Genomic DNA, 26,240 nt, shown 5'->3' on the forward strand with positions numbered 1-26,240 from the left:
GCATGACATCAACAAGTGAAAATCAGCAGGCCATGCTTCGTCAGGTGCTGGGCCTCCCGGTGATCGTGGCGGCCCTGGGCTACTTCGTCGACATCTACGACCTGGTGCTGTTCAGCATCGTGAGGGTCCCGAGCCTGAAGGGGATCGGACTGGCGGGTCAGGAACTGATCGACCAGGGCGTATTCCTGCTCAACATGCAGATGGCGGGGATGCTTTTGGGCGGCATCCTCTGGGGTGTCCTCGGGGACCGCAAGGGGCGCCTGAAGATCATGTTCGGCTCCATCTTCATCTACTCCCTGGCCAACCTCGCCAACGCCACGGTCCACTCCATCGAGGCCTACGCCCTGCTCCGCTTCCTGGCGGGCGTCGGGCTGGCGGGAGAACTCGGCGCCGGGATCACGCTGGTCTCCGAGGTGCTGCACCGCTCCGTCCGTGGGTACGGCACCATGATCGTCGCCACGGTCGGCGTCTCCGGCGCGATACTCGCCAACTTCGTTGCCAAGCAGTTCGACTGGCGTACCGCCTTCGTCATCGGCGGCATTCTCGGGCTGATGCTCCTGGTGCTGAGGCTGAGCGTGGCTGAATCGGGGATGTTCAAGGGGATGGAGTCGCGGGAGGTGTCCAAGGGTAATTTCCTGGCGCTGTTCACCTCCCGCGACCGTTTCGGGCGCTTCCTGCACTCCATCCTGATCGGCCTTCCCTCCTGGTTCGTGGTCGGGGTGCTGATCACCTTCTCGCCGGAGTTCGCCAGGGTGTTGAACGTGCAAGGGGCGGTGAGCGCGGGGAACGCGGTGATGTACTGCTACCTCGGGCTGGTCGGCGGAGACCTGGCGAGCGGGGTGCTGAGCCAGGTGATGCGGAGCCGCAAGAAGGTGGTTTTAATGTTCCTTTTGATCACGGTCGCCGCGGTCGCCGTCTACTTCTCTGCGGAAGGAGTGAGCGCCGGCGCCTTTTACGGCATCTGCTGCCTGCTCGGCTTCGGCATCGGCTACTGGGCCATCTTCGTTACGGTCGCCGCCGAGCAGTTCGGCACCAACCTGCGCGCCACCGTGGCCACATCCGTCCCCAACTTCGTACGCGGCATGACCATCCCCATCACCATGCTGTTCCAGGTCGCCCGTAAAAGCCTCGGCCTCGAAACCGGCGCCATCGTGGTGGGCGTCCTCACCCTGGCTATCGCGCTCTTCTCCCTGTCGCGGCTGCAGGAGACCTTCCACAAGGATCTGGACTACTTCGAGGAGTTCATCTGACCGGGTCGCCAGGGCGCATACATTACGGCTGGATCATCGTCGCCACCGCGGCGCTCGGGCTCTTCTCCTGCTTCGGGCTGGCGCGCTACGCCTACTCGATGCTGCTCCCCGGGATGCAGGCGGGACTGGGGCTCACCTACGACCGCATGGGCTTCATCGGCACCGGGAACTTCGTCGGCTATCTCCTCTCGGTGCTGGCCGCTCCCCGGCTGATGAAGCGCCTCAAGCCGCGCCGCATGGCCGCCCTGGGCCTCCTGGTCATCGGGGTGGGTATGATGGCGATCGGGGCTTCATCCTCCCTGCTTTCCATCATCGCGCTCTACGCCCTGGTCGGCGTGGGGAGCGGCTTCACCAACATCCCGCTCATGGCCCTGGTGACCTACTGGTTCCGCAGCGAGCAGCGCGGCAAGGCGGCGGGACTGGTCATCGCCGGCAACGGCATCGGCATCATCCTGGCCGGTTTCCTGATCCCCTTCCTCAACCGCAACCTCGGCGCATTGGGGTGGCGCAGCGGCTGGATCGCGCTCGGAGCCATCTGCCTCGCCGTGGCTGGCGTCGCGGCCGCGCTGCTGCGCAACCACCCCTGCGACCTCGGCCTGGAGCCGGTCGGGCGCAAGGTTGAGCCCTCGCCGGAGCAGTTTCTGCGCCACGAGCATAAAGGCGACGGGAGGGTGCTATTCCACCTCGGCATGCTCTACCTGGTCTTCGGCGTCACCTTCATGGTGTACGGCACCTTCATCGTGACCACCATGGTAAAGGAATACGGCCTTTCCGAAGCGCGTGCGGGGTTGTACTGGTCCTGGGTCGGCTTCTTCAGCTTCTTCTCCGGGATCGGCTTCGGCACCCTTTCCGACCGGATCGGCAGGAAGCGCGGACTCGCGCTGGTCTTCGCCGTGCAGAGCACCGCCTATCTCCTGGCTGGAGTGAAGGCGGGAGCGGCCGGCCTGATCGTTTCGCTGATCCTCTACGGCTCGGCCGTCTTCGCCATCCCCGCCATCATGGCGGCGGCGGTCGGAGAATACCTCGGTCTCAACCGCGCCTCGGCCGCATTCGCCACCATTACCATCTTCTTCGGCGTAGGCCAGGTGATCGGACCGGCCGGTGCCGGCATCATCGCCAAGGCATCCGGGGCTTTCACCACGCCATACCTGATCAGCGGCCTTTTGACCAGCGTAGCTATGGTGTCCGCGCTGTTCCTCCCACCGCCACGGGAAAGGGTCGAGTGACCATGACAACCGACCAGAACCGGCACCTGCTGCGCACCTCCCTTGTCACCGCGATCGCCCCCTGCATCTGGGGCAGCACCTACATCGTGACCACGCAGTTGCTCCCGCCGAACCACCCGCTCACCGCGGCCTTGCTGCGCGTGCTCCCCATCGGGCTGATCATGGTCGCCCTGCAGCGCCGAGCGCCTGAGGGGGAGTGGCGGTGGCGGCTGCTGTTTCTTGGGCTTTTGAACATCGGGGTGTTCCAGGCACTGCTCTTCATCGCCGCATATCGGCTTCCCGGCGGTGTGGCCGCTACCGTGATCGCGACCCAGCCGTTGGCGGTCATCGTGCTCTCCCGCCCGCTCCTCGGGAGCACGCCCACGCGCCTGGCCTGGATCGCTGCGGGAACCGGCGTGGTTGGCGTGGCGCTGCTGGTGCTCACCCCGGCCGCGCGTCTCGACGCCATGGGCATCGCGGCCGCCCTGGCCGGCGCCGCCTGCATGGCCCTCGGGACCGTCCTCACCAAGCGCTGGTCGGCGACGCCACTCCCCATCGCCGCCTTTACCGGCTGGCAGTTGGTCTTCGGCGGCCTGTTCCTGCTCCCCTTCGCGCTGCTCTTCGAGGAGCCTCTCGCGGGCCTCACCGTCAAAAACGTGATCGGGTACACCTACCTCGGCGTCTTTGGCACCGGCATCACCTACATGATCTTTTTCTGGGGGATCCGGCGGCTGCAGCCGTCCGCGGTTTCACTGCTGGGGCTGTTGAGCCCGGTGATGGCCACCGCCCTGGGCTTCCTGGTGCTGGGACAGAGCCTCACGTCCCTGCAGATCGTGGGTGGGATGCTGGTGCTGTGGAGTATCTGGGCGGGTCAGCGGCAGGCGCCGGTCAGGCGCTAGCCGCGAGTCTCGAGGAAAGCCTGCAGTCGGGAGAGGGTAGGCAGAGCGGCTCGTCCCCCCAGGGCGCGCGTGTTCAGGGCGCCGGTTGCGGAAGCGAAGCGCGCCGCCTCCCTCAGGGAGAGCCCTCGCGCAATGCCGAAGAGAAAGCCGCCGTGGTAGGCGTCGCCGGCTCGGGTTGTGTCGATGACCTGGTCCACCGGGTAAGCCGGCTGGTGGAAGGCCTCGCCGTCAGCCGACAGGAGATAGCTCCCCTGCATCCCGCAGGTGACGCCGACCACCCGGGGGCCGCACTGCAAAAGCGCCTGGGCGGCCTGCTCGGGGGAGGCGGCTCCGGTGCAGCTCGCGGCGTATTCTTCCGCTACGATGCAGATGTCCACCATCGGCAACAGTTCGCGGTGTTCCGGCCGGAAGCGGTGCGAACCGCCGTCGAAAGAGACCATCACCCCGGCTTGCCGCGCCGCGTGCGCGCCCCTGAGACAGGCCTGCCAGTGCCGTCCGTTCAGGTGCAGTATTCTGGCCGCACGGATGGCCTCTTCGTTCAGCATTGCCACGGGGAGTTCGCCGGAGGTTCCCGGCGTGAAGGTGATGGCACGCGCCCCGTCGCTTTTTCTGACCAGGATCGCGGCTTGCGCAGAGGTGCTGCCGGCGTCGATCGCCACGCCTGCGGTGTCGATCCCTTCCGTATCAAGCTCGGCGAGGATCATCCGGCCGATGAGATCGTCGCCCACGAGGTCCAGCATCGCGGTCCGCGCGCCCAGCCGGGCCAGGGCAACCAGCGCTGTGGCCACCGGCCCTCCCCCCGCCAACGCCGAAGCATGCGCCCTCTGCACCAGTTCGCTTCCGGGCAGTTCATCCACCACCATGAGCAGGTCCATGGTGCATACGCCCAGACCGACCACATCGTATTTCATAGCGCCCCCCTTTCGCGATAAGCCCATTTGCCCGCTCCCCGGGGCGTTGCACCAGCTGGCCGCCGGGAACTTGGTGCCGTAGGCCGAGTCCGGTACATCCCCTCTCCCTCTGGGAGAGGGTGGCCAAAGGCCGGGTGAGGGAGCCGCCCGCTGCTGTTACGCTGCCCGTGGCAACGCCCTCACCCTGACCCTCTCCCCGGAGGAGAGGAGATGTGGGCGGAAGTGTTGACTGGCAGTTTAAAACGCCTGCCTCGGTATCAGATGCAGAAATCCAGCACATCGTCCTGCAGCGCGCCTGCCTCGTCCATCTTTATCATCACGTCGGCGAGCGTGGTGCCGTCCAGGATGCGCGCCATCTCGTCGCGGACGTCCTTCATGACCAGCCTGATGCCGCAGGTCGCCTCGTTGCTGCACTCAGGACACCTTGCATAGGCCATTTCGCTGACGCAGGGAACCGGCGCCAGTGGTCCTTCCATGACCCGTATCGCCTGGCCGAAGGTCACCTTCTGGGGCGGACGTCCCAGGTAGTACCCACCGCCCCTCCCCTTCCGGCTCTGCAAGATGCCGCTGTTTTTCAGGGTGAGCAGGATATTCTCCAGGAACTTCTTGGGGATCCTCTCGTCACGGGCCAGGTCCTCTATGAGGATCGGCCCCTGGTCGTACTTGCGTGCCAGGTAAATCAAGGCCTTGAGGCCGTACTTGGTTTTCTTGGATATCATGCTTTCCTCTTAGATCTTCAGCCCGAGCAGGGGCCAGATGAACACCACGGATCCCATGAAGAGGAGCCAGGAGATGGCCATCACCACGGCACCCGCCACGATGATGTCGCGGCTCTTCAGATACCCCGAGGCGTAGGCGATGGCGGTGGCAGGGGTTCCCATGGGAAGGCAGTAGGCCAGGCCGGCGGGGAGCGCGATGGAGAGCGTCATCACCTTGGGATCCATCCCCGTGGTCTGGCACAGCCCCATCCCGACCGGCATCAGGATCGCCACCACCGCGGCGTGGCTGATGCACTCGGTGACGAGGATGGCCACCAGGGAGATGACCGCGATCACCGCAAGGGGAGCGTGCGCGTGGTCCCCCATTCCCTTCTTCACCACCCAGACCGCCGCACCGGTCTTCTCAAGGGCGGAGGCGAGCGCGATGGTGCCGCCGTACATCAGGATGATGCCCCAGTTGACGTACTCCTCGATCATCTGCCAGGAGATCACCTTGAAGGTGAACAAGGCCGCGGCCCCCAGGATGGCTATGGCGGCAAGCCCGGTCTTCTCGCCCAGGAACATCCAGCCGCCGACGGTGACGGCCATGACCAGGGCGGTGAGGATTTCGTCGTAGCTGATCTTCCCCATTTCCAGCCGCTTGCCGTTCAGGAATTTAAGCCCTACTTCAACGTTGTCGAGATCCGGCGGGAAGAACTTGAGCAGGATCGAGAACCCCAGGACGAGCAGCGGCAAGACAATCATGCAGGCCACGGTGGACCACTCGACGAAGGAGAAATGAAGCCCCGTCGCCTCCTTGAGCAGCCCCGCCGCGAGCGGTGCGCGGGCGCCGCCGAGGAAGGTGGCTATGCCGCCGATGATGCACCCCCAGGCCATGGACATGAACAGCAGGCGCCCGAAGCTGCTCTTCCCTTTCTCCAGACGCAGGGCCGTTGCCAGTTCGGTGACCACCGGGAAGAGCATCGCCGCCACGGCATGCTCGCTCATGATGAAGGAGAGAAAGGCGGACAACAGGAAGACGGTCAGGGCGAGCCGGGCGGGGGTTCTGCCGAACCTGGCCAGCATGGCGCGGGCGAGGCGGGCGGAGATGCCGGTGCCGGTAAGGGCCGCGGCGAGGATGAAGGCGCCGAGGATGAAGAAGACCGACTCGTTGCCGAACATCGAGTAGGTCTTCTTGGCGTCCATGATGCCCAGAAGCGGCAGCATCACCATGGAGAGGAGCGCGGTGACGGCGATCGGTAGCAGACCGGAGATCCAGAAGAAAACGGTCGCGCCAAAGAGCACCAGCGAACGGTACCCCTCGACGGAGAGTCCTTCCGGGGGACTCAAGCGGATCAGGAATGCGATGACGAGCGCGACGGCGGCCATCACCTGGTAACGGGCGGTGCGGTCCAGCACGATGAGCCACAGGGGACGGTTGTCGATCTTCAGCGGTTTGTCCAGGAACTGCTTCGGTTCCATCTGCGGCGGGATGCCCTCGTTGCTCGACTTCAATACCTTCACTCCTAATTAGAGGCCGGAAGATTCGTAAGATTCTGCCACTTCTTTCACCCGGAGCAAGCGTCTCAGATCGGAGCCCGCCAGGAGCCTGCGGTCCTCGATGCTATCGATGAAGCCGCGCAGGACCCCTTTCGAAGCGGCGGGAGCGAAGGGCGAGGTCAGGAAGACCAGCGGCAGGAGCGGCTTGAGCAGCACCTTTTTCTGCTGCCACCCCCGCTGCAGGTGGTTGAAGATCCTGGTGAGCTGCTCGGGTGGGAGTGCGGCGCCTTCGTCGCAAAGCTGCACCAGCGGCACGATTTCCCGCTCCAGCAAGGCATCGATGCCGGCAACGGTGGAACCGGCCGGTTCGCTCCCGGCGCCAAGGGAAGACACCACCGACCAACGCGGAAAGACGGCACGAGCATGTTCGAGGGAGCGCAGGCGCTCCTCCATCTGCCAGCCGCGCTCCCTGGAGCGGGCATGGTCGTAGGCGTGCAGCGGGATGTCGAGAATGTCGACGCCGGCTGCATAGGCCCGCTCCACCATCTTTTGCGAGGGGCAAAAATCCACCCTTCCCACGAGGTAGGCGTTGAAGTTTTTCTTGATCAGCCGGGCGAGGTTTTCGGCGTTGGGGAAGCGCTCCTCCTCCCCGAAGGTAAGGTGAAAGAGGGCGGCGTTACTCTGGTAGTGGCTGTCGTACAGCGTCTCGATGGTCTGCCGCTCAGGGAGATCCCCCCCCACGTAGAAGACGTTTGCTTCCCGCCGCAACTGGTCGGGGGAATATGGGGAGGTACGAGCGACAAGCTCCCGCATTTTCTTCTGGTCTATCCTCATGGGTATTTTGTCCCTCCGGCAATCAAAGATACTTCACAACATCGTGCGATTTTAGCCACCATACGTAAATAAACCAAAACAGTCAACAAAAATTCCACCATAACCCATCATCATACTAGAGTATTGCAAAACGTCTATATTAACGGCAGTTTGCACCCACAAAGGTACACCGACCGGGGCGCTGCAACAGTACGTTTCGGTACCGCTCGGCCGAAGCTGAAGAGCTGAATCCATTCTCATTGACTTGGCGTCACGGACGCGATATAGAAAGTGAACCTTGAGCGAGCCGCCGCCCGCGACTAAACCATCGACCGACTGCGTTGCGCAACGCTCAAAGGTTGTTATCCTCATTAACAATTCACCCCCGCTGCCGGCCTGCGGCAGTCGACAAGGCTCTCATGATTTCTCGCATCGATCATCTCAACATCGTGGTACGCGACCTGGAAGCGGCGGCCGCCTTTTTCGCGCTGCTCGGCTTCACCCCCGGCATAAGTTCCGTCCTCGACACCGACTTCCTCGAGAAACTGACCGGCGTGCGCTGCGCTGGAGGGAAGTTCACCGCCCTGCACCACCCCGGCTCCGACCTCTCCATCGAGTTGCTGCAGTTCGACGCAGGCGGCGACCCCGATGCCGGGGTCGGCATCGCCAACCGCATCGGCATGCGCCATCTCGCCTTCGCTGTCACCGACATAGATGCCGAGGTGGCGAGGCTGCGCGGCCACGGCGTGCAGTTCATCGGGGAGGTGCAGGTCTGGCAGAAGACGGGAAAGAAACTGATCTACTTTTACGGGCCGGAAGGGATCCTGCTGGAACTCGCCCAGTACCCGAAGCCGTAATACACGAGGGGTGCCGCCGGCCATGCCGATCAAAAACAAGACCCCGCGCCACCTGGCCGAATTCGTCTGCACCGAGCTGCGCAAACGCAAAGCCGCCGCGCCGGACGAAAAGATCATCATCGAGCTCATGGAGACCATGTACTACTCAAGCCTTCGCACCGAGGAGGCGGAGCCGGTACTGTTCCACATGGTCTTTCTGGACCCGAGCCAGCCCGATCCGAAGCCTCCGCGCAACCCCGCCCGGGATCGCTGGAGCTATATCCCCTTTGCCGACCCGATCCCCTTCACCGTCTCCAACGTGGTCAAGATCGCCAAGTCCACGGACCTGCGCACCTCCTCGTTCGTGATCTGGCCGGACCGACTGGGCCAGCTCTTCATCTGGGGACTGGTGGACCAGCAAAACCGCTTCCACAAGTTCCTGAACCGGAGCGCGGAGGTCGAGGTCGAGCGTCCCGGTGTCTTCCAGGCCAGCGTCGAGGGGATCGGCATCATCGCGGTCTACATGCGCTACGAGAAGGTGGCGGAACTGAGGGTGAACGAGGTTATTCGCCACTCGCTTGACCTCTTCCGAGAGGGGCCGGTGCGCGACCTATTGGCAGCAGGCATCGACCGATTCCTGGAGGGGGTGCGCAGCCACATCCCGGACGACATCTACCAGGCGCCGGGGGCCGCTGACGAGCTCCATGCCCAGCAGTGGATATCGGTACTGTGCCGGATACTGCTCAGGATCCAGAAGATCAAGAACGGCGGCGCCATCCTGATCACGCCGGAGATCACCCCGGACGACCTGAACGTAAAGTACGGCATCAACTACGACCGGCTCCCCACCTCGCTGCAGTCCAACGCGGTCACCAAGATCAAGTCGGACTTCCTGGAACAGCACCTGCTCGGGCACGGCGAATCCAAACCAAAAGGACTATCCACCGACCAGTTCCAGCAGTTGCGGCGCCTGGAGAAGGAACTGCGGGCCAACAAGAACGAGATCGACGGGGTCATCTGGTTCATCGCCCTGCTGACCCGGGTGGACGGACTGGTGGTCATGGACCCGAACCTCGTGGTGCGCGGCTACGGCGTCGAAATCAGGAACTGGCAGGAGCCGGACCGGGTGTTCATCGCCACCGACCGGATGGGGAGCGAGGCAAAGCTGCGCCCGGTCAACTACAACCACTTCGGTACCCGGCACAGGTCGATGATGCGCTATTGCTGCCAGAACCCGGGCACCCTCGGTTTCGTCATCTCCCAGGATGGCGAGGTCCGGGTCATGACCATGCTCGGCGAGCGCCTGGTGATGTGGGAGAACATCAAGCTGAAGTACTACAGCCACGCCTCAAAGAAAAAAAGCTGAAAAGGAACGCGAGGTATCTATGAAAATCATGAGTCTTCCCCTTTCGCTTTTGCTGCTCCTTGGCTCTTCGCTCGCCCTCGCGGCGCAGACCACCACCCAGACCGCTTCCTCCCGGATCACGGCGGTGACCGTCTTTTCAGACAGCGCCCAGGTGACACGCCAGGCGAGCGTGGCGCTCAAGACGGGAACCAACCTGGTGACCCTGGAAAACATGCCGCAGCTCATGGCCGAGGAATCGCTCCGGGCCGAGGGGAAAGGGACCGGGCGCGCCCGCATTGCAGGGCTCACCGTCAAGAATGTCTTCCTCGATCGCAGCAAGGACCCGCGGGTACGCGAACTCGAGGACGAGATCGCCCGGCTGAACCGGAAGGTGGAAGCGATAGAGGCGCGGCGCAAAGCCCTGGCCGCCCAGCGCGCCTTCGTCGACTCCATCCGCGTCGGCTGGGGGGAACGGATCTCCAAGGAACTAAGCCTCGGCAAACCCACGGCCGCCGAGCTCTCCGAGGCGGTGCGCTTCGTGGGCGACAACACGGGCAAGATCGAGGATGAACTCTACGACGCCGATGCCGCCAAGAAACCGCTTTTGGAGCAGATCGCGGCACTCAGGAAGGAACTGGAACAATACCGGGCCGAGCCCATGAAAGAGGTGCGCTCGGTTCAGGTGGCCATCGAGGCGGAGCGCGACATGAAGTTCGATCTCGACCTCAGCTACCTCGTCGCCCAGGCCAGCTGGGCGCCCGCCTACGACGTCAGGCTCGCGCCGGACGGAAAGGATGCCCAGCTCACCTACCGGGCCCAGGTCTGGCAGAAGACCGGCGAGAGCTGGCCGCAGGTGAAGCTCACCCTCTCCACAGCGAACCCGGCTTCCGGGGGAGGCGCCCCCGAGCTCACCCCCTGGCGCATCTCCTTCTACGAGCCTCCGCGTCCCATTCCCTACCTGAGCCGGAGCAAGATGGAGATCGGCGCCGCTGCCCCCGCCCCGGCGCCGCTCCAGGAACGGGCCTACGGCGCCGCCCCCGCCGAGGACCGGATGGAACCGGCAGGGATCGTACCGGCGGAAGTGGCCCAGGGACAGACCTCGGTCCAGTTCCAGGTTGCGCAGCCGGTGGACGTGCCCGCGGACGGCACCCGTTCGGTAAGCGTGATCGCCGCGGAGAGCGTTCCCGTGGTCGCTGAGTATGTGTCGGTGCCCAAACTCTCCCCCCGGGTCTACCTGAAGTCCACGGTGACCAACCGCACCCCCTTCCCGCTGCTGGCGGGAGAAGCCAGCATCTTCAACGACGCGACCTTCGTCGGCAAAAGCCATTTGAAGACGGTCGCTTCCGGCGAAGAGTTCGACCTCTACTTCGGAAGCGACGACCAGGTAAAGGTGAAGCGCGAAGTGGCTCGGGTAAAGAAGAAAGGAGGCCTCATCGGGGGCAGCAGCGTCACCTACCACGTGACCATGGAGCTGGAGAACTACAAGCAGCGCGCCGTGACCGTGTCGCTCAAGGACCAGCAGCCGCTGCCGGGTAACGCCGAGATCAAAGCAGGCGTCGAGGATCCCTCGCCCAAGCCGTCCGAGTATAAGGAAGACGGGACGCTGGTGTGGAGGGTCGAACTCGCGCCGGCAGAGAAGAAGAAGGTTTCCTACGACCTGGTTATCGAATATCCCAAGGGAAGGGAGCTGGTGGGGCTCGAGTAGCGCCCCTCCCCGCCCTGACGACCTCAACCGTTTTTGCAAAGGAACTGCATGAAATCGTTATGCCTTGCCGTCGTTGCGCTGCTATGCCTCGCATCCGTCTCACATGCCGCAAAAATCGACACCTCGTTCCGGTTTTCCACCGTTGAAACCGAGCACTTCGCCATCCACTACCACCAGGGACTGGAAGGGGTGGCCCAAAAAGCCGCCGGGATGGCCGAAGATATCTACGCCAGGCTGACCCGGGAATTCCAGTGGCACCCTGCGGAAAAGACCCAGGTGGTGCTCATCGACGACAGCGACTTCACCAACGGCCTGGCCATCACCATCCCCTACAACACGATCTACCTCCAGGTGGTTCCTCCCGCCCTCTCCTCGACGCTCGGTGAGTACGACGACTGGCTCAAGGTGCTGTTCACACACGAGTACGCCCACATCGTTTCCGCCGATCCGGCACGCGGCTACTCCAAGGTGACCCGCGCCATCTTCGGCAAGCCCCTCCCCTGGATGGACCCGCTCTCCGCCGTGCTCTTCCTGGCCACGGCACCCCCCAACACCTTCCTGCCGCGCTGGTGGCACGAAGGTATGGCGACCTGGGCGGAGACCAAGTACACCGGCCAGGGACGTGGCAAGGGGAGTTATTACGACATGATCTTCAGGACCGCCGTCGCGGAGGACAACCTCCCCACGGTGGACCAGATCAACGGCGACATGCCCAACTGGCCGTCGGGGCACCTCCCCTACATTTACGGCTACCGCCTGCAGCGCTACATCGCGGAAACCTACGGCAACGACGTCACCGGGAAGCTGGCGCTGGCCCACGCCGGGCGCGTCCCCTACACCATCAGCACGCCGGCCAAGACAAACTTCGAGGGTAAGACCTACCGCGAGGTGTACCAGGACATGATAGCGTCGCTCAAGGATGAGCAGTCCCGGCGCATCGCCCTCTTGTCAAGGGAGTCCTTCACGCCGCTGACCACCGTCTACGACGACGGGGAAAACCTGGTGGCCCCGCGCTTCTCGCCGGACGGTAGCCGCATCGCCTTCACCAGGCGCGACCCGCACGACCATACCTCCGTCATCGTCACCGATGCCGCCGGGCAGAAAGTGGCCGGCTTCAGGCGCCAGTTGTCCGACGGCAGCCTGAGCTGGTCCCCCGACGGAAAGAAGATCTATTTCACCCAGGCGGAGGTGAACCGGGGCTTCAACATCTACCAGGATCTCTACGTCTACGACCTGGAGAGAGGAGTGAGTACCCGTCTCACCGAAGGGGAGCGCCTGGGCGATGTGCAGGTTTCACCGGACGGGAAACTATTTGCCGGGGTGGCCAGCAGCCGCGGCAGCCAGAACCTGGTCGTGATGGCAGCCGATCCCTCCCAGGGAAAGCTCGTCCCCGCCGCGGTCACCACCTTCTCCGAAGAGAGGGTCTCCGCCCCGCGCTTCTCCCCTGATGGGCGCAGCATCTGTTACGTCCTCACCGACAACGCCGGGACCAGCAGCCTCAGGATCTACGACGTGACCGGCAAGAGCGACCGCCCCCTGTTCAGTGCCGGCAACACCATCGCCTACCCCGCCTGGTCTCCCGACGCTTCGGTCATCTACTACGTGTCCGACGAGACCGGGGTGTTCAACGTCTTCGCCTACGACCTGCGCGAAGGGAAGAGCTACCAGGTAAGCCACCTTCTTTCCGGCGCGCTGCAGCCCGAGCCCTCACCTGACGGGAGTCGTCTGCTGCTTGCCAGGTACAGCTCACGCGGCTTCAAGATTGCGCAGATGCGCATCGACCGCACCCAGTGGCGCGAGCAGCGCGGGCCCACCCTCCCCCTGACCCGCGCCCTCCCGGCAGCAACCCCGCAGGCGCCAGCATCTTCCGCAGCCGCCGCGTCTTCGGCCACTGCCTCCCCGGCCTCCCCGGCATCCACAGCTTCGCCGGCTGCCGCTCCCGTGGCTCCCGTGGCTCCCGTGGCTCCCGTGGCTCCCGTGGCTCCCGTGGCTCCCGTGGCTCCCGTGGTTTCCCAGGCCTCCCAGGCCTCCCAGGCCTCCCAGGCTTCCCAGGCTTCCCAGGCTTCCCATGCTTCCCAGGCTTCCCAGGTCTTACCGGCTTCCGCCGCCCCGAGCGACTACAATGCGCTCAAGACCCTGCTACCGCGCTTCTGGCTCCCCCGCCTCTACGCCGACGGCCCGAACGGCACGGTAATCGGCGCCTTCACCGCTGGCGCCGACGTACTCGGCTACCACACCTATGCCTTGAGCGCCGCCTACAGCGGGGAGCGCAAGAGAGGCTACTACACCCTGCTCTACAGCAACGACTCGTTCTACCCGACCCTGACCTTGCGGGCCCATGCCGAGCCGTTTTTATATGCGGACCTGTACCAGAACGGCAACGACTACTGGGAGCTCAACCGCGGCCTCTCCGTGGAGGCGTCCGTCCCCATCAACCGGCTCGAATCGCACTACCGCCTGCTCGCCGGCTATGAGATCGTCGACCAGGAGGCGCTCACCCCCCTGCAGCCCAACGGCACCCTCTACGGCGTTCCCGTGTTCCAGGGGCGCCGGGACAACCTCTATGCCGGCATCGACTTCGACAACGTGCTCAAGTACCCCTACTCGGTCAGTTCCGAAGAAGGAAGGCGGATCTCGCTCCTGTACCGCTACTACTCGCGCGACCTGGGAAGCGACATCAACCTCTCCGAGTACAGCGCCACCTACCAGGAGTACCTGCGGCTCCCGATCAAGTCGCCCCGGCACCAGGTCGTCTACCTGCGCCTCGCCGGCGCCCTCGCCGACGGCGACCTGCAGTACGGCCAGCAGGCCTTCCAGTTGGGCGGCCCCCCTTCCGACCTGAACAAGTTCCCCCTGCGCGGCTACCCCGTGCGCTCCATGGCGGGGAAATACGTCGCCACCGGCACCGTGGAGTACCGGGCCCCCATCATGTATCCGCTGCACGGCATCGGCACCGTACCCGCCTTCGCGGAGAAACTCCACTGCGCTCTCTTCGCCGACGCGGGCCAGGTCTGGGACGACCACAGATCATTCCACGCCGACGAGACCAGGGTGGGCGCCGGGGTGGAACTGCGCGCCGACCTTACCCTGGGATACTGGGCCAAGGTGACGCCGGCGCTCGGATTCGCCCACGGCTTCAACAAAGGCGGAGAAGATCAGATATACTTCACGCTGTACCTCGGCCTCTAGAGGGGCTTCGCCCGTCGAGTCCGGGGACGCCATAGCGCCAATACGGGAGGACAGGCTTATGAGGATCATAGTGGTGGGAGCGACGGGGACCATCGGCAAGGCGGTGGCGAAGCTTCTGGCGACCGAGCATGAGGTGATCAAGGTCGCATCCAAAAGCGGCGATCATCTGGTCGACATGTCCAGGAAGGATTCCATAGAGAACATGTTTCAGGAGGTGGGACCGTTCGACGCCCTGGCTTGCGCGGCCGGGGTGGCCCGCTTCGGTCCCCTGCCGGAACTATCCGACGAAGACTTCCAGACCGGCCTCTCGGGAAAACTGATGGGGCAGGTGAACCTGGTTCGCATCGGGATGAATTACATCAACGACAACGGCTCCTTCACCCTAACCAGCGGGGTATTGAGCCACCAGCCCATGCCCGGGAGCGCCTCGATCAGCATGGTCAACGCGGGATTGGAAGGTTTCGTGCGGGCCGCGGCGCTCGAGCTGCCGCGCGGCATCAGGATCAACGTGGTGAGCCCCCCGTGGGTGAAGGAGACCCTGGAGGCGCTGGGGATGGACAGCTCCGGGGGAATGCCTGCGCAGCAGGTGGCCCAGGCCTACTGGGCCAGCATTCACGGGACCCGCAGCGGCCTCGTCATCAACGCCAGGGACTTCATGTAACTGGGCGTACGCAAGAGGGGTAACAACAAAGACGGCCGGTCCTGAAAAGGATGCGGCCGTTTTTCATTCGCCTGTCCCGGGCCTGCCTACGAGGCCGGCTTCTCTTCCGGTTTGGGTTTGTTCTTATCGTGCAGGTAGCGATGAAGATCCTCCAGGGAGGCCGCCTTCCCCAATGCTGAGAGCATCTCCTGCTGGTCGATGATGTTCAACTTCTTCACCAGCGCCGCCTCGATACTCCCTCCGACGTGCACCGTGTTGTCCACCGCCTGCGGTGGCTTCTCTCCCCGGTCGCCCACCACGTAGAAAAACTTCAGGTAGGGGTTGAAACGCATCGCCTCAGGGAGCACCGCGCGCAGCATCTCCAGCGGCACGTTCTTACCGATCCAGACGGCGCAGTTGTTCTGCGGGTCGGTCACCCACATGTTCTTGGCAGGGACCACCGTGGTGTACCCCTTCCCTTTCAGTAGCGCGGCCAAATCTGCGCCTTTCCCCACGTCGGCGACCTCGACCGTGAAACTGTCGTTCACTGCGGCCCATACCGCAGCCGGAGCGACCCCCCCCATGCTTAAAAGAATGAGGACTAGAAACAGACGGGTGGCGAAATGGAACACGGATTACCTCCTATGCAAAAGTCGAAATAACAGGGACGGTACCTGCCTCAAGTGCTCCCGCCGGTTCGGCGGTGCAGGGCTCAGCCCGCTCTCTCCCCCGGACGGTTACTGAGTGACAGGGGCGACTCGAAGGTCGCCCCTGTCGAAAGGTGCTGCAGGTCCCGTTAGTTCGGGGTCATCTTCAGCCCACGCTCAGGGCGGGAGAAGTTGTGGCACAGCGAGCAGTCGTACCCTTTGACGTTTACATGGTTGTGCATGCTCACGTAGTCGCGCGGGGACTTCTCATTGTGGCACTGCGAGCAGACCACGGAGGTGGGTGCCTTGAGGCCGTAGCCCAGGTTGGTGATGAGCTTGACCTGGGTGGCAGTTGCGTTCGGGTGGCAGGAGGCGCAGGCGAGCACATTGCCTGTTGCCGGCGGCACCTGGTGGTTCAGCACCTGGAGCTCATCCGTGGTGACGTTGGTGTAGGCGGTGGTGCTGGGGATCCCCATGTAGGTCATGCCGTCTTTGACGGACTGGTCGTAGTTGCCGGTTGCGAAGAAGGTGGCGGTGGAGATGGTCACGACCTTGCCGTTGGCCAGAGCCTGGTTGGCGGTCTTGTACTTGAAGGGGAACAACTTGGTGCCGACCGGATCGTTGATGGCGCCAACCGGACGGGAGATCTTGTATGCGTTGGTCGCGGTGTCGAGAACGGCGGCGTTGAGGGCGTTGTTGCCCCAGCTAGTCCCGTTCCAGAAGGCGTACTGGGGAACCAGGTCGTTGGCTTTGGTCGGCATCGGCTCGTAGCGGTTGAGCGTGGCGTTCCACTCGGCTACCTGCCAGTTGCGGTTGGTTTCGGTGGCCTCGGTGTTGGCAGTGTCGTTGGCGTTCTTGGCGTACTTGCTGATGTGGCAGGTCTGGCAGGCGATGCGGGTCACGTGGCGGTTGACGTCAGTGGTGGTGTGGCCGGTGGCGGTGCCTTTGGTCGGGTGACAGGCGGTGGTGGAGCAGGTTACCTCGGTGGTGCTGTCTTCGGGGCGCAGGTCGGAACCGCGGCCGGCAACGCGGTGGCCGACGAAGCTGTGGCATCCCTGGCACTGGATGTTGCCGCCATTGCCCATGGCCATGTGGGTATCGTAGAGGACGTCGGAGGTGGTGCCGGAAGCGAGGGCGATGTCGCCGCGCTTGACGGCGTCGCCGCCGCCCGCCTTGGCATGGCAGCCCAGGCAGTTTTTGCGGGTCGGCTTCTGGCCGGCTTTCTGCACCACGAGATTCATGTCGAGACCTGCAGCCGGCTCGAACAGGCCGGTGGTGGCGTTACGTACACGGCTGTAGGGGGCGTTGGTGGCATCGGCGTGGCACATGAGGCAGTCGATGGAGGCGAGCTGCGCGGAGCTCGGGGTGCTGGTCGCAACCGGCTTGGCACCGGTACCGGCATGGCAGGCGCCGCAGGGGCCCCAGTTGCCCTGGATGTTGATGCAGTAGGCGTTGAGCGCGGAGGAGCCGTCGGTGGCATCGATCTTACCCTGGGTGGCCGGGCCGGTGGTCATCTCGGCAGCGGAGCCTTTCCACTGGTAGTGCACGCCCTGGTACATGGCCTGTGCCTGGCTGGTGTGGCAGGAGGAGCACATGGCGTACCCGGTCCAGGTCAGGGTGGCGTGGGTGGAGGTGGACCCGGAGATGGTGTAGGTCTGCGACTTCACGGTCTCCAGGTTCCCGGCGGTGTCCTTGGAGAAGTACTTCAGCGTCTTCGTGGTGCTGAAAGTCAAGGGCGCGCTGTACACGGTCGAACTGGTGGTCGGAGTGGATCCGTCCGTCGTGTAGTAGGTGGTGGCGGGCTCGTTGACCGACAGGGTCACGGTGACGGCACTGGTGAAGGTGCCACCCAGGGGGGAAGCGGTGGTCGTCGGCGCGGTTTTGTCGGCGACCGGTCTGCCGGCCAGTGCTGCAGGAACGCTGAGCGCCAGGAGCATGGCCAAACAGGTGAGTGCTGCGAACAGTTTTTTCATCCTTTCGTACCTCCTTTGTGGTTATGCTGGGGGAAATATCCCACCAATTGGGTAAACCCACCCAGCTTGATAAGCAGTGTGCTGTCGACGTCCCCGGTCAGGAACAGGTTGTTGCGACAACAAAACCAATAAAAGTCGCAATCTTAATGAGGCTAACCCGAACAGATCGTCTAGGATAATTTCCCATCGCATGGGCAATTACCCCTAGTTACAGCAACAGCCATTCCACTCAGGAATTGGATTATTCAAAAAACGGAATGCGGATGGCTAGCTTAGAACCACAGGAAGGATTAAAAAAAAGACGTGAAATACTGCTACTTGTGGAGGAAATAGGGAAGCTGCGGAGGGGGGTACTGGACCCCCTTTTTAGGGGAAAAGAGAGAAGAATAAATAATTTTAACGGAAGAAACGCTTATCAGGTGGGTGGGGGATTTAACGCTCCAGCACCTCCCTCACCTTGCGCAGCAGTTCAACCGGCTGCACCGGCTTCATGATCAGTTCGACCCCCTCCTTCATGCCGCGGCTCTGGATGAAGTCGGCGGTATACCCGGAGGTGAAGAGGACCTTCGCTTCCGGCTGGATCTTCTTGATCTCCTCGTAGGCCTCGATGCCGTTTTTGCGGGGCATGATGATGTCCATAAGGACCAGCTCGATCCCGTCCTGCTGGGCGGCGAACCGGTCCACGACCTCCTCGCCGTCTTCCGCGAGGATCACCTGGTAGCCGTGCCTGGTCAGCACCATGTCCACCAGGCTGCGCACGCTGGGATCGTCCTCGGCGACGAGGATGGTCTCGGTTCCGGTCTGCGGCAGCGGCTGAGGGTTGAGAACGGATTCCAGCGCCGCCCCACCCTCGAGCAAGGGGAGCTCGATGGTGAACACCGTCCCCTCCCCCGGCTTGCTGCTGACCCAGATGTTCCCCTTGTGCTGCTGCACGATGCCGTAGACGATGGCCATCCCCAGCCCGGTCCCCTTCCCGACCTCCTTGGTCGTGAAAAAGGGTTCGAAGATCCTCCGGCTGGTCTCGTCGTCCATCCCCTCCCCGTTGTCGGCCACGATGATGACCGCGTGGCGGCCGGCCTGGTCGCCGTGGCCGCGCCCCCCCGCATCGCGTACCCCGGTGGCGATGGAGAAGACGCCTCCTCCCGGCATGGCGTCGCGGGCGTTGGCCGCCAGGTTGATCAGCACCTGCTCGATCTGGGCCAGGTCGACCTGCACCGGCAGGGGCTCCGGAAGGATCTCGGTCTTCAGCTGGATGTCCTCGCCGATGACGCGCCCCAGGAACTGCTCGACGCGGTGCACGATCTCCCCCAGGTCGCAACGCTGCTGGTCCATGGCCTGCTTGCGGCTGAAGGCGAGCAGCCCCCGGGTGAGCTGCGCCGCGCGCTCCGCAGCCGCCGAGATCTGGTCCGCCAGGGCGTGCTGCGGGCTCTCCGGGCCGAGGTCCATCTTGAGGATATTGGCGTAGCCGGCTATGACGGTGAGGACGTTGTTGAAATCGTGGGCGACCCCGCCGGCCAACTGGCCGATGGCCTCCATCTTCTGGGCTTGGCGCAGCTGCTCCTCCATCATCTGCCGCTCGGTCACGTCGGATATGGCGCCCGACATCCGGACCGGCTCCCCCGCCCCGTCCCATTCCGCCTGGCCGCGGCAGCGCACCCGCAGGTACTCCCCTCCCCTGGTCCTCAGCCTGATCTCCAGGTCGAAGGGGGTATGCCCCAAAAAGTGCGCGCAGAGGGACTCCTGGACCAGGGGGAGCTCATCGGGGTGCAGCCGGGAAAAGAAGGTCTCCGGACGGTTCTCCAGTTCGTCATCGGCGAACCCGAGGAGCTCCTTCCAGCGGGGGGAATAGTAATACTCGTTACTGACCAGGTCCCAGTCCCACAGGCCGTCGCTGGTGCCTCGCACGGCCCGCGAGTAGCGCGCCTCGTTCTGCGCCAGCCGCTCCAGGTGCTGCTTCAGTTCCACGTTCGCCTGCAGCAGCTGCGAGGTCCGCCTCTGCACCAGCGCTTCCAGGGAATCGCGCTCCTGCCGCAGCGCGTCCTCAGACCGCTTGATCCTCACCATCGCCTTGATCTGGGCCACGAGCTCCGCCTCGTCGAAGGGTTTGGAGAGGAAGGCATCGGCGCCGCACTCAAGGCCCATGACGCGGCAGGCCGAGTCGCTGCGGTGGGCAGTGACCAGGATGACGGGGACGTGCTGGGTCGAAGGGGACGCTTTCAGGCGCCGGGTGGCCTCGAAGCCGTCCATCCCCGGCATCTGGATGTCGAGCAGGATCACGTCCGGCGCCTCCATGGCGGCCCGGCGTATGCCGTCCTGCGCCGACTGCGAGGTGATCAGCTGTGCCTCGGGGAGGAACGTCTTCAACAGCGCACTCAGGGTGAGGAGGTTGTCCTGGTTGTCGTCGATGGCAAGAAGCTTCATGCTCACTGGTTCCTTTCAGGATAACTGCGACACCGTCATCTAAACGGGATTCGCCCCCTGCGGGGCGAAGAAACTCTCCACCAACTCCTGCAATTCCTCCGGGTGGTAGGGCTTGGAAAGGTAGGCCGCGCACCCCGCCGCCAGCACCTTCTCCCGGTCCCCCGCCATGGCACTTGCCGTGAGCGCAACCACCGGGATGGCGGCGGTGGCCGGGTCTTCCTTGAGCCTCTTCAGGACCGCGAAGCCGTCCAGCACCGGCAGGTGCATGTCCAAAAGGATCAGCGACGGCGGCGCGCTCCTGGCCGCGTCGAGCCCGGCGGCTCCGTCGCACGCCTCGACGATGCGGTACTTCCCGCCCAGCGCGGCCTTCAGCGTGACCAGGTTGTCCGGGTTGTCCTCCACCACCAGCAGGGAGCCATCCCCTTCCCACTTCGGCGCCTTCGGCGGCTGGGCCGCGGCGGGTTCCCCCCCCGGCCGGAACAGGTTCACGCTGCCGAGCATCTCGTAGACCCGCTGCAGCAGCTCCTGGAGCTCGACGTCCCCTTTCTGCACCAGCTGGTGCACCTGCAGTTCCCTGAGCCGGTCGTATTCCCCCGGCGAAAGCGTCTTGGCCGTCATCACCATCACCGGCACGTTGGCGGTCAAGCTGCTGGAACGGACCGCCTCCAGCACCTGGAAACCGTCCACCTCGGGCATCATCAGGTCAAGGACGATGCCGTCGGGCACGTGGGACTTGAGGTAGGTGAGCGCGTAGCGGCCGCCGGAAACAGCATCCACGTGGTACCCGGCCGACTCCAGGGCGAAGCGAAGCTGCACCGTCGCGGCCTCGCTGTCCTCGACGATCAGGATCCTGGCGCCGTGACTCTCCTCCCGATTGGGCAGGCGCCACCCCAGGCGCTTCAGGCTCCTGACCAGCTCGTCCAGCACCATCCGGCGCTCCAGGCCGTTCTTGGAGATGATCGCGCTCACCCCGCTGGACAGGCGCTGCAGCTCGCCGTGAGAGAGTTCCTTCGAGGTGATGACCACCACCGGGATGTCCGCCGTACACGAGTTCGACCGCAACCGGTCCAGCACCGCCGCGCCGTCCATTCCCGGCATGAGGAGGTCCAGGGTGATCAGGTCGGGGTGGTCTGTGACCGCAAGCTCGAGCGCCTCGGGGCCGCTCTCGGCCAGGAGCACGTCGAGCCCCTGCTCCTTGAACAGGGAGGCCAGGAAGAACCGGTCGTAATCGCTGTCGTCGACCACCAGCACCAGGCGGCATCCGGCCCCGGTCAGCCTGGCGAAGGCCTCCATGAGCTGTTCCCTGCCGACCGGCTTGCTGATCACCCCGACCGCCCCCAGGGCGACGCCGGTGGCGCGGTCCTCGGAGAGGGAGATGATCATAACCGGTATATCGGCGGTCTCGGGGTGTTCCTTGAGTTCCCGCATGACCTCCCAGCCGTCCATCTCGGGCATCATGATGTCCAGGGTGATGGCGAAGGGGCGGTTGGCGCGGGCAAGCCGCAGGGCGTCCGGGCCGTTGAGGGCGCTCAGTGTGCCGAAACCGGCCTGGCTCAGGTGTGTGGTGATCAGGGACACAGTCTCCGGGTCGTCGTCGACCACCAGCACCGATCTTCCCGAGGGGTGCGGCGCCCGCCACTCCTGCGCCGGTACCGCCGCCAGCGAGGCATCCTTTACCCCGTCGCCCAAGCTGCACTCAAGCGGCAGGCGCAGCGTGAAGACGGAGCCTTGCCCCAGCTCGCTGGTGACGCCGACGTCTCCCCCCAACAGGAGAGCGCTCTTCTTCACGATGGCGAGCCCGAGCCCGGTCCCCTCGTAGGAGCGCGAGGTGGAACCGTCGGCCTGGCGGAACTCGTGGAAGATGCTCTCCAGGTACTGCGGCGCGATGCCGATCCCGGTGTCCTTCACCTCGAAGAAAAGCTCCCGGTCCCGCGCTTCCAGGCGCACGGTCACCGAACCCTGGGCCGTGAACTTCACCGCGTTCCCCACCAGGTTCTGCAGCATCTGGCGCAGCTTCTTGACGTCGATCCGCATCGGGGGGAACGCATCGGGCGCGACCAGCGAGAGGGCGATCCCCTTCTCCCGGGCCAGCACCGCCAGGCTGTCCACCACCTCGGCGGCCACCTTGGCCGGGTCCACCGACTCCAGGAAGAGGTCGAGGCGCCCCGATTCGATCTTGGCCAGGTCCAGGATGTCGTTGATCAGGGAGAGCAGATGCTTGCCGTTTTTCTCGATGATCCCGAGATAGCCTCGCTCCTCCTCGCTGAGCCGCTCGGCTCCCTGCACCGCCAGCACCCGGGAGAGCGCCAGCACCGAGTTTAGGGGGGTGCGCAGCTCGTGGCTCATGTTGGAGAGGAACTCGCTCTTCAGGCGGGTGGCCTCCTCGAGGAGTTGCTTTTGCTGGTCCAGGACCCGGTTGCGGCGGACCAGTTCGTCGGACTGCTGGGCAAGCTCGGTGGACTGCTGCACCAGTTCCTCGGACTGCTGCACAAGCTCGGCGTTCTTGATGGCAAGCTCGGAGGCGAGCCGGCGCACGTCTTCGGCAGCCACCACGCGGGAGAAGGCGGAGCCCAGCGGCACCCGGACCATCTCGAGCGTGTCGTGCACCCAAAGCGGAAAGGGATGCTCGGAAGCGAGCGACACGAAGGCGTGCAGTTCCCCGTCGGTGTCGACCGGCACCGTCACCAGTTCCGCGGGGACGATCTCGCCGAACGGGGTGACAAAGCGCAGCCCCTCGCCGGCGGGACCGGGGGAGAAGCGCGTGATCCTGCGCGAGGTCAGCAGTATGCCCAGTTCCCCCTCGAGCTGGGAGCGGCTGTAACGGCGCATCCTGCCGCAGTCGGCCCCGATGGCATGTACCGGGGCGAACCCGTCGCCCTCGCCATCCTGCACGAAGGCCGTCGCCATCCTGGCGCCGGTAACGTCGACGAAGGCGGGGAGCAGTTTCTTGAAGAAGTCGTCCAGGCTCACCGCATCGACCAGGTGCTCGGACAGTCGCGCCAACCCTTGCTGGGCCGCCATCTTCATCTGCAGCGTGTCGGCCATGGCGTTGAACGAGGCTGCCAGCGAGATCTGCTCCAGGGTCCCTTCCGACTCGATGCGCGCTTCGTAGTGGCCGGCGCCCAGTTCGTTGGCGGTCTCGGAGAGCTTGACAAGCGGCGCGCTGATCCCCCCGGCGAGCTTTAGGGCGAAGCCCCATACCAGAAGCGAGATGAGGGCGGCTATACCGTAGGTGACGTAGAGAGCATGCCGGATCGGCGCGAAGACCTCGGAAGAGTCCTGCTTGCACACGAGCCCCCACCCGGTGCGCGGGATGTGGGAGTAGGCGGAGAGGACGTCCACGCCGCGGTAGTCGGTGGTCTGGGCGAGGCCGCTTTGCCCCCCCGCCGCCATCACCGCCGGCTTCCCGGTGAGCTTCACCTTGAGCACCGCGTTGGGGATGCCGCGCAGCTCGACCAGGGGGCGAACCTTGCGGTCGACCAGCACGACCTCGCCGGTCTTGCCCATCCCGGTGCTGTTTTCCATCGTGATATTGAGGAGTTTGCGCAGGTTGTAGCGCACCACCACGGCCCCCCTGCCGGCCTCGGTGCCCCCCCCCTTGATCGGCGCGGCGATGTCGATGCTCGCGTTACCCTCGTTCCCCAGCAGGTACGCCTCGCCGATCACCGGCGCGGCGTCGTTGAGGGAGGTGAGGACCATCTCGGGCCGCGCGACCCGGTGCCCCCTCCGGGCCTGGTCGGTGCTGAGCAGGATGGTGCCGTTTTCCGTGACGATGGAGACGTCGGCGACCGGCTCGTACTCGTCCTGGTAGCCGCGCAAAAGCCGCATGCTGTCGGTGGCGGCTGCGTCGGACCAGGCGGTCGGGTTTGCGGCCAGCGCCTGGGCTGCGACCAGCACCGACTTTCCCGACCCGAGCGTGGAGACGTCGCTCATCAGGTTGTCGAGCATGGAGTTGATCTGGTCCTGGCGCAGCGCCGTGACGGCGGAGAGCTTGTCCAGCATCAGCGACCGGGCCAGTTGCACCCGCTGCGAATAGATTGCCGTGGTGAAAACCGCCAGCGGGACCAGGCAGATCGTAGTGAACCAGAAGGCCAGACGCCCCTTCAGCGTCGGCAGGAGTATTCTTTTCATTTAACACCGTCCGATTGGTCAGTATTGCGGTAGTCGAACCGTTGCAGGGCCAACTGGTCCCCTCTGGCCACGACCTGCCGCATCATTTCAGTATCAAAGGAGCCGCGAACCTTGGCCCAGGGGGTGCTTTCAGGGATGTTTCCCGTGCGCTTCAGGAAGGTAAATTTCCTGTAGAGAAGCCCCTCCTCGCTCAATACCGTCGCCGGGATGCGTGGTGCCCCGGGGACGTTGAGCAGGTCGTTGCGGATAATATTACCCATCGCCTGCCCGGTCACCTGGTAGGGCGCCCCCTGCAGCCGCGCCGCAGATGCGGCGGTCCACTCGGCGGCCTGCTTCAGGCCGTGGGGGGGGCGCATCCAGGCGCAGGCCCTGACCACTGCGGCCGCCAATTCCCGGGCCTGGTCGGGGTGGCTGCGGACGAAGTCCCGCCGCAGGCAGAGGAAACCGTAGCTCACCCCCTTGTGCACCATGTGGAATTCGGGGTGGGCGGCAAAGGCCAGGGTCGGGGTCGGCTCCCACGCGCTGAAGGCGTCGATCTTCCCCTCCGCCAGTGCCTTTGGCATTTCGCTTATCTCCATCGGCACCAGCTTGATGTCCCCCTCGGTCAGCCCCTCGTTTTGCAGCGCGCTCAGGAGGGTGAAGTGGGCCGCCGACCCCAGACCGGTGGCCACGCGCCTCCCCTTCAGGTCGCGCACCAGCATCGGTTTCCCGGAAACGATGGTGGCAAAGCCCTGCTTCAGCAGTCCGACGCAGACGAAGTCGCCGCTTGCGGCGGCGGTCAGGGCCGGCATGTCCGCGAAAATTCCCCCCTGCAGTTTCCCCGACGAGAGGAACTCGGTGATGTCCTTCCCCTTGAAGAAGGGATGCACCCGCACTGAGAAACCTTGGGAGGCAAGCCGGGAGGCGAGGACGGAGTCCCGGGCGATCAGTTCCGCCACCGCACCTTCCGGCAGGGTCAACGGCTGCGAGCCGAGGTCGATCACCTCGTCGCCGCCGAAGCGATAACCGGCGTATCTCCCGGCCGCGGCCCCTTCCTTGGCAGCGCCGCCGTCGTTCTCCTTGCGGGAACAGCCACAGAGGCAGAGTGAGAAAAGGAGCGCGATCGCCAGGCATCTCATCAGGGTACGCATCAGGTCCTCCCGGTCTGCTGTTTGCGGTACAGGTTGCCGCATTCGAAGATCCGCACCAGGTGCTGGTGGTAGCGCTCGGGCACGGATTCCGCCTTGCCCAAAAGGAGCACGCCGCCGGGGTTCAGGGCGCGGAACAGGTTGTCGAACACCCTCAGGTAGGCCTGCGGGTCCAGGTACATGAGAAAATTCCGGCAGCAGATGAGATCGAACCCCCCGAACAGTGACTCGGGGGGGGCGTAGGTATGGGGATCGAGCAGATCGTGACGGCAGTAGCTGATCATGGAGAGTATCTTGGGGGAAATGCGGTAGCCGGTGCCGTCGGGTGTGAAGTAGGTCTTTAGCTGCTGCAGGGTGACGCCGCCAAGGCTTCCCGTCGCGTAGTATCCGGCACGCCCCTCTTCCAGGGCGTCCTCGGCCACGTCGGTGGCGAAGATCTGGACCTTTGGGTGCACGTCGAGCATTTGCAGGGTTTCGTCGATGATGATGGCGAGCGAACAGGGCTCCTCTCCCCCGGCGCAGGCCGCGGACCAGGCGCGCAGGAACCCGCCCTGCGACGAGGCGGGAAGCAGGCTGGACATGATCTGCGACCTTAACAGTTCGAACTGGAGCGGGTCCCTGAAGAAGCTGCTGAACCTGATGCGCAGCATGCGGGAAAGGTAGGCCGGTTCGCCGCAATCGCGCTGCAGGAACTGGTGGTACTCGGACAGACCGGGAAGGCGAAGCTGTTTCACCCGCTCCGCGATGCGCTTTTCGGCGAGGGATTGGGAATAGGAGTGAAAATCTTCCCCGAAATGATCGGTGAGAAACCTCAGTATATCGACTACCGTCTCACCCAAGCAGCTCCTCCAGGAAGATTACTGAACCTCAATGGCCATATTGGACTTGTCGGCATTCTCACAGAGGACTTGAGGTTTATAATAGGCAAATCCCAATTACACCTTTTCACT

The 26,240-nt window shown here is 64.3% G+C and carries 18 protein-coding genes; 8 read left to right on the forward strand and 10 right to left on the reverse strand.

Annotated elements, in window-relative coordinates; all coding sequences use genetic code 11:
* Nucleotides 1-2 precede the first annotated feature (2 nt).
* Genes KOM00_RS06410 through KOM00_RS06420 form a run of 3 tightly spaced genes read left to right on the forward strand, consistent with a single transcriptional unit; the run spans nucleotide 3 to nucleotide 3,354 of the window.
* Nucleotides 3-1,250 carry an MFS transporter gene (locus tag KOM00_RS06410; protein WP_216498045.1) on the forward strand — a complete coding sequence of 416 codons (1,248 nt, stop codon included), beginning with the start codon at nucleotides 3-5 and terminating at the stop codon, nucleotides 1,248-1,250.
* A 35-nt stretch (nucleotides 1,251-1,285) separates the two neighbouring features.
* The gene (locus tag KOM00_RS06415; RefSeq protein WP_328758150.1) at nucleotides 1,286-2,476 is read left to right on the forward strand and encodes an MFS transporter; all 1,191 of its coding nucleotides are present in this window, start codon (nucleotides 1,286-1,288) and stop codon (nucleotides 2,474-2,476) included.
* Between the two features lie 2 nt (nucleotides 2,477-2,478).
* Nucleotides 2,479-3,354, forward strand: coding sequence for an EamA family transporter (locus tag KOM00_RS06420; RefSeq protein ID WP_216498263.1), 876 nt, complete (start codon nucleotides 2,479-2,481; stop codon nucleotides 3,352-3,354).
* Here the strand turns inward: KOM00_RS06420 and KOM00_RS06425 are convergent.
* The 4 genes from KOM00_RS06425 to KOM00_RS06440 all read right to left on the reverse strand — a co-directional run bounded on the left by KOM00_RS06425 (nucleotide 3,351) and on the right by KOM00_RS06440 (nucleotide 7,297).
* Complete coding sequence (locus KOM00_RS06425) at nucleotides 3,351-4,265, reverse strand: carbohydrate kinase family protein (protein WP_216498046.1); 915 nt, start codon at nucleotides 4,263-4,265, stop codon at nucleotides 3,351-3,353. The genes KOM00_RS06420 and KOM00_RS06425 overlap by 4 nt on opposite strands.
* A gap of 257 nt (nucleotides 4,266-4,522) precedes the next feature.
* Nucleotides 4,523-4,984, reverse strand: coding sequence for an RrF2 family transcriptional regulator (locus KOM00_RS06430; RefSeq protein WP_216498047.1), 462 nt, complete (start codon nucleotides 4,982-4,984; stop codon nucleotides 4,523-4,525).
* Between the two features lie 9 nt (nucleotides 4,985-4,993).
* On the reverse strand, nucleotides 4,994-6,445 hold the full coding sequence (locus KOM00_RS06435) for an SLC13 family permease (RefSeq protein WP_216498264.1): 1,452 nt from the start codon (nucleotides 6,443-6,445) through the stop codon (nucleotides 4,994-4,996).
* Nucleotides 6,446-6,493: 48 nt separating this feature from the next.
* Entirely contained in the window at nucleotides 6,494-7,297 is an 804-nt protein-coding gene (locus KOM00_RS06440) for a hypothetical protein (protein ID WP_216498048.1), read from the reverse strand.
* A gap of 398 nt (nucleotides 7,298-7,695) precedes the next feature.
* Between KOM00_RS06440 and KOM00_RS06445 the strand changes: the two genes are divergently transcribed.
* From KOM00_RS06445 to KOM00_RS06465, 5 genes are read left to right on the forward strand one after another with little or no spacing between them, the layout of a single operon-like run.
* Nucleotides 7,696-8,133, forward strand: coding sequence for a VOC family protein (locus KOM00_RS06445; RefSeq protein WP_216498049.1), 438 nt, complete (start codon nucleotides 7,696-7,698; stop codon nucleotides 8,131-8,133).
* A 22-nt stretch (nucleotides 8,134-8,155) separates the two neighbouring features.
* Nucleotides 8,156-9,478: a putative sensor domain DACNV-containing protein gene (locus tag KOM00_RS06450; protein ID WP_216498051.1), complete on the forward strand. Its 1,323-nt coding sequence runs from the start codon at nucleotides 8,156-8,158 to the stop codon at nucleotides 9,476-9,478.
* Between the two features lie 19 nt (nucleotides 9,479-9,497).
* Nucleotides 9,498-11,162: a mucoidy inhibitor MuiA family protein gene (locus KOM00_RS06455; protein WP_216498052.1), complete on the forward strand. Its 1,665-nt coding sequence runs from the start codon at nucleotides 9,498-9,500 to the stop codon at nucleotides 11,160-11,162.
* A 48-nt stretch (nucleotides 11,163-11,210) separates the two neighbouring features.
* A complete protein-coding gene (locus tag KOM00_RS06460; RefSeq protein ID WP_236026786.1) occupies nucleotides 11,211-14,351 on the forward strand; it encodes a BamA/TamA family outer membrane protein in 3,141 nt (1,046 codons plus the stop codon).
* Nucleotides 14,352-14,409: 58 nt separating this feature from the next.
* Nucleotides 14,410-15,012, forward strand: coding sequence for a short chain dehydrogenase (locus tag KOM00_RS06465; RefSeq protein WP_216498053.1), 603 nt, complete (start codon nucleotides 14,410-14,412; stop codon nucleotides 15,010-15,012).
* A gap of 86 nt (nucleotides 15,013-15,098) precedes the next feature.
* On the opposite strand, the gene KOM00_RS06470 is transcribed toward KOM00_RS06465, so the two are convergent.
* The 6 genes from KOM00_RS06470 to KOM00_RS06495 all read right to left on the reverse strand — a co-directional run bounded on the left by KOM00_RS06470 (nucleotide 15,099) and on the right by KOM00_RS06495 (nucleotide 26,129).
* Nucleotides 15,099-15,623 carry a hypothetical protein gene (locus tag KOM00_RS06470; protein ID WP_216498054.1) on the reverse strand — a complete coding sequence of 175 codons (525 nt, stop codon included), beginning with the start codon at nucleotides 15,621-15,623 and terminating at the stop codon, nucleotides 15,099-15,101.
* A 164-nt stretch (nucleotides 15,624-15,787) separates the two neighbouring features.
* Entirely contained in the window at nucleotides 15,788-17,611 is a 1,824-nt protein-coding gene (locus KOM00_RS06475; protein WP_216498055.1) for a chitobiase/beta-hexosaminidase C-terminal domain-containing protein, read from the reverse strand.
* A 432-nt stretch (nucleotides 17,612-18,043) separates the two neighbouring features.
* A complete protein-coding gene (locus tag KOM00_RS06480; protein ID WP_216498056.1) occupies nucleotides 18,044-20,032 on the reverse strand; it encodes a response regulator in 1,989 nt (662 codons plus the stop codon).
* Between the two features lie 39 nt (nucleotides 20,033-20,071).
* A complete protein-coding gene (locus tag KOM00_RS06485; RefSeq protein ID WP_216498057.1) occupies nucleotides 20,072-24,163 on the reverse strand; it encodes a response regulator in 4,092 nt (1,363 codons plus the stop codon).
* Nucleotides 24,160-25,293: an NrtA/SsuA/CpmA family ABC transporter substrate-binding protein gene (locus tag KOM00_RS06490; protein WP_216498059.1), complete on the reverse strand. Its 1,134-nt coding sequence runs from the start codon at nucleotides 25,291-25,293 to the stop codon at nucleotides 24,160-24,162. The genes KOM00_RS06485 and KOM00_RS06490 overlap by 4 nt, the downstream gene beginning before the upstream one ends.
* Nucleotides 25,293-26,129 (reverse strand): CheR family methyltransferase, encoded by an 837-nt coding sequence (locus tag KOM00_RS06495; RefSeq protein WP_216498060.1) that lies wholly within the window; start codon nucleotides 26,127-26,129, stop codon nucleotides 25,293-25,295. Before KOM00_RS06495 ends, KOM00_RS06490 begins: the two co-directional genes overlap by 1 nt.
* Nucleotides 26,130-26,240 lie beyond the last annotated feature (111 nt).

This window comes from Geomonas diazotrophica, assembly GCF_018919385.1.
GTDB lineage: Bacteria > Desulfobacterota > Desulfuromonadia > Geobacterales > Geobacteraceae > Geomonas > Geomonas diazotrophica.

Bases quoted from the DNA above. Each gene is read 5' to 3' on its own strand.
- KOM00_RS06445 (WP_216498049.1), top strand. From the start codon at position 7,696: ATGATTTCTCGCATCGATCATCTCAACATCGTGGTACGCGACCTGGAA.
- KOM00_RS06425 (WP_216498046.1), bottom strand. From the start codon at position 4,265: ATGAAATACGATGTGGTCGGTCTGGGCGTATGCACCATGGACCTGCTC.
- KOM00_RS06435 (WP_216498264.1), bottom strand. From the start codon at position 6,445: ATGGAACCGAAGCAGTTCCTGGACAAACCGCTGAAGATCGACAACCGT.
- KOM00_RS06410 (WP_216498045.1), top strand. From the start codon at position 3: ATGACATCAACAAGTGAAAATCAGCAGGCCATGCTTCGTCAGGTGCTG.
- KOM00_RS06475 (WP_216498055.1), bottom strand. From the start codon at position 17,611: ATGAAAAAACTGTTCGCAGCACTCACCTGTTTGGCCATGCTCCTGGCG.
- KOM00_RS06430 (WP_216498047.1), bottom strand. From the start codon at position 4,984: ATGATATCCAAGAAAACCAAGTACGGCCTCAAGGCCTTGATTTACCTG.
- KOM00_RS06420 (WP_216498263.1), top strand. From the start codon at position 2,479: ATGACAACCGACCAGAACCGGCACCTGCTGCGCACCTCCCTTGTCACC.
- KOM00_RS06485 (WP_216498057.1), bottom strand. From the start codon at position 24,163: ATGAAAAGAATACTCCTGCCGACGCTGAAGGGGCGTCTGGCCTTCTGG.
- KOM00_RS06440 (WP_216498048.1), bottom strand. From the start codon at position 7,297: ATGAGGATAGACCAGAAGAAAATGCGGGAGCTTGTCGCTCGTACCTCC.
- KOM00_RS06450 (WP_216498051.1), top strand. From the start codon at position 8,156: ATGCCGATCAAAAACAAGACCCCGCGCCACCTGGCCGAATTCGTCTGC.
- KOM00_RS06455 (WP_216498052.1), top strand. From the start codon at position 9,498: ATGAAAATCATGAGTCTTCCCCTTTCGCTTTTGCTGCTCCTTGGCTCT.
- KOM00_RS06460 (WP_236026786.1), top strand. From the start codon at position 11,211: ATGAAATCGTTATGCCTTGCCGTCGTTGCGCTGCTATGCCTCGCATCC.
- KOM00_RS06465 (WP_216498053.1), top strand. From the start codon at position 14,410: ATGAGGATCATAGTGGTGGGAGCGACGGGGACCATCGGCAAGGCGGTG.
- KOM00_RS06490 (WP_216498059.1), bottom strand. From the start codon at position 25,293: ATGCGTACCCTGATGAGATGCCTGGCGATCGCGCTCCTTTTCTCACTC.
- KOM00_RS06480 (WP_216498056.1), bottom strand. From the start codon at position 20,032: ATGAAGCTTCTTGCCATCGACGACAACCAGGACAACCTCCTCACCCTG.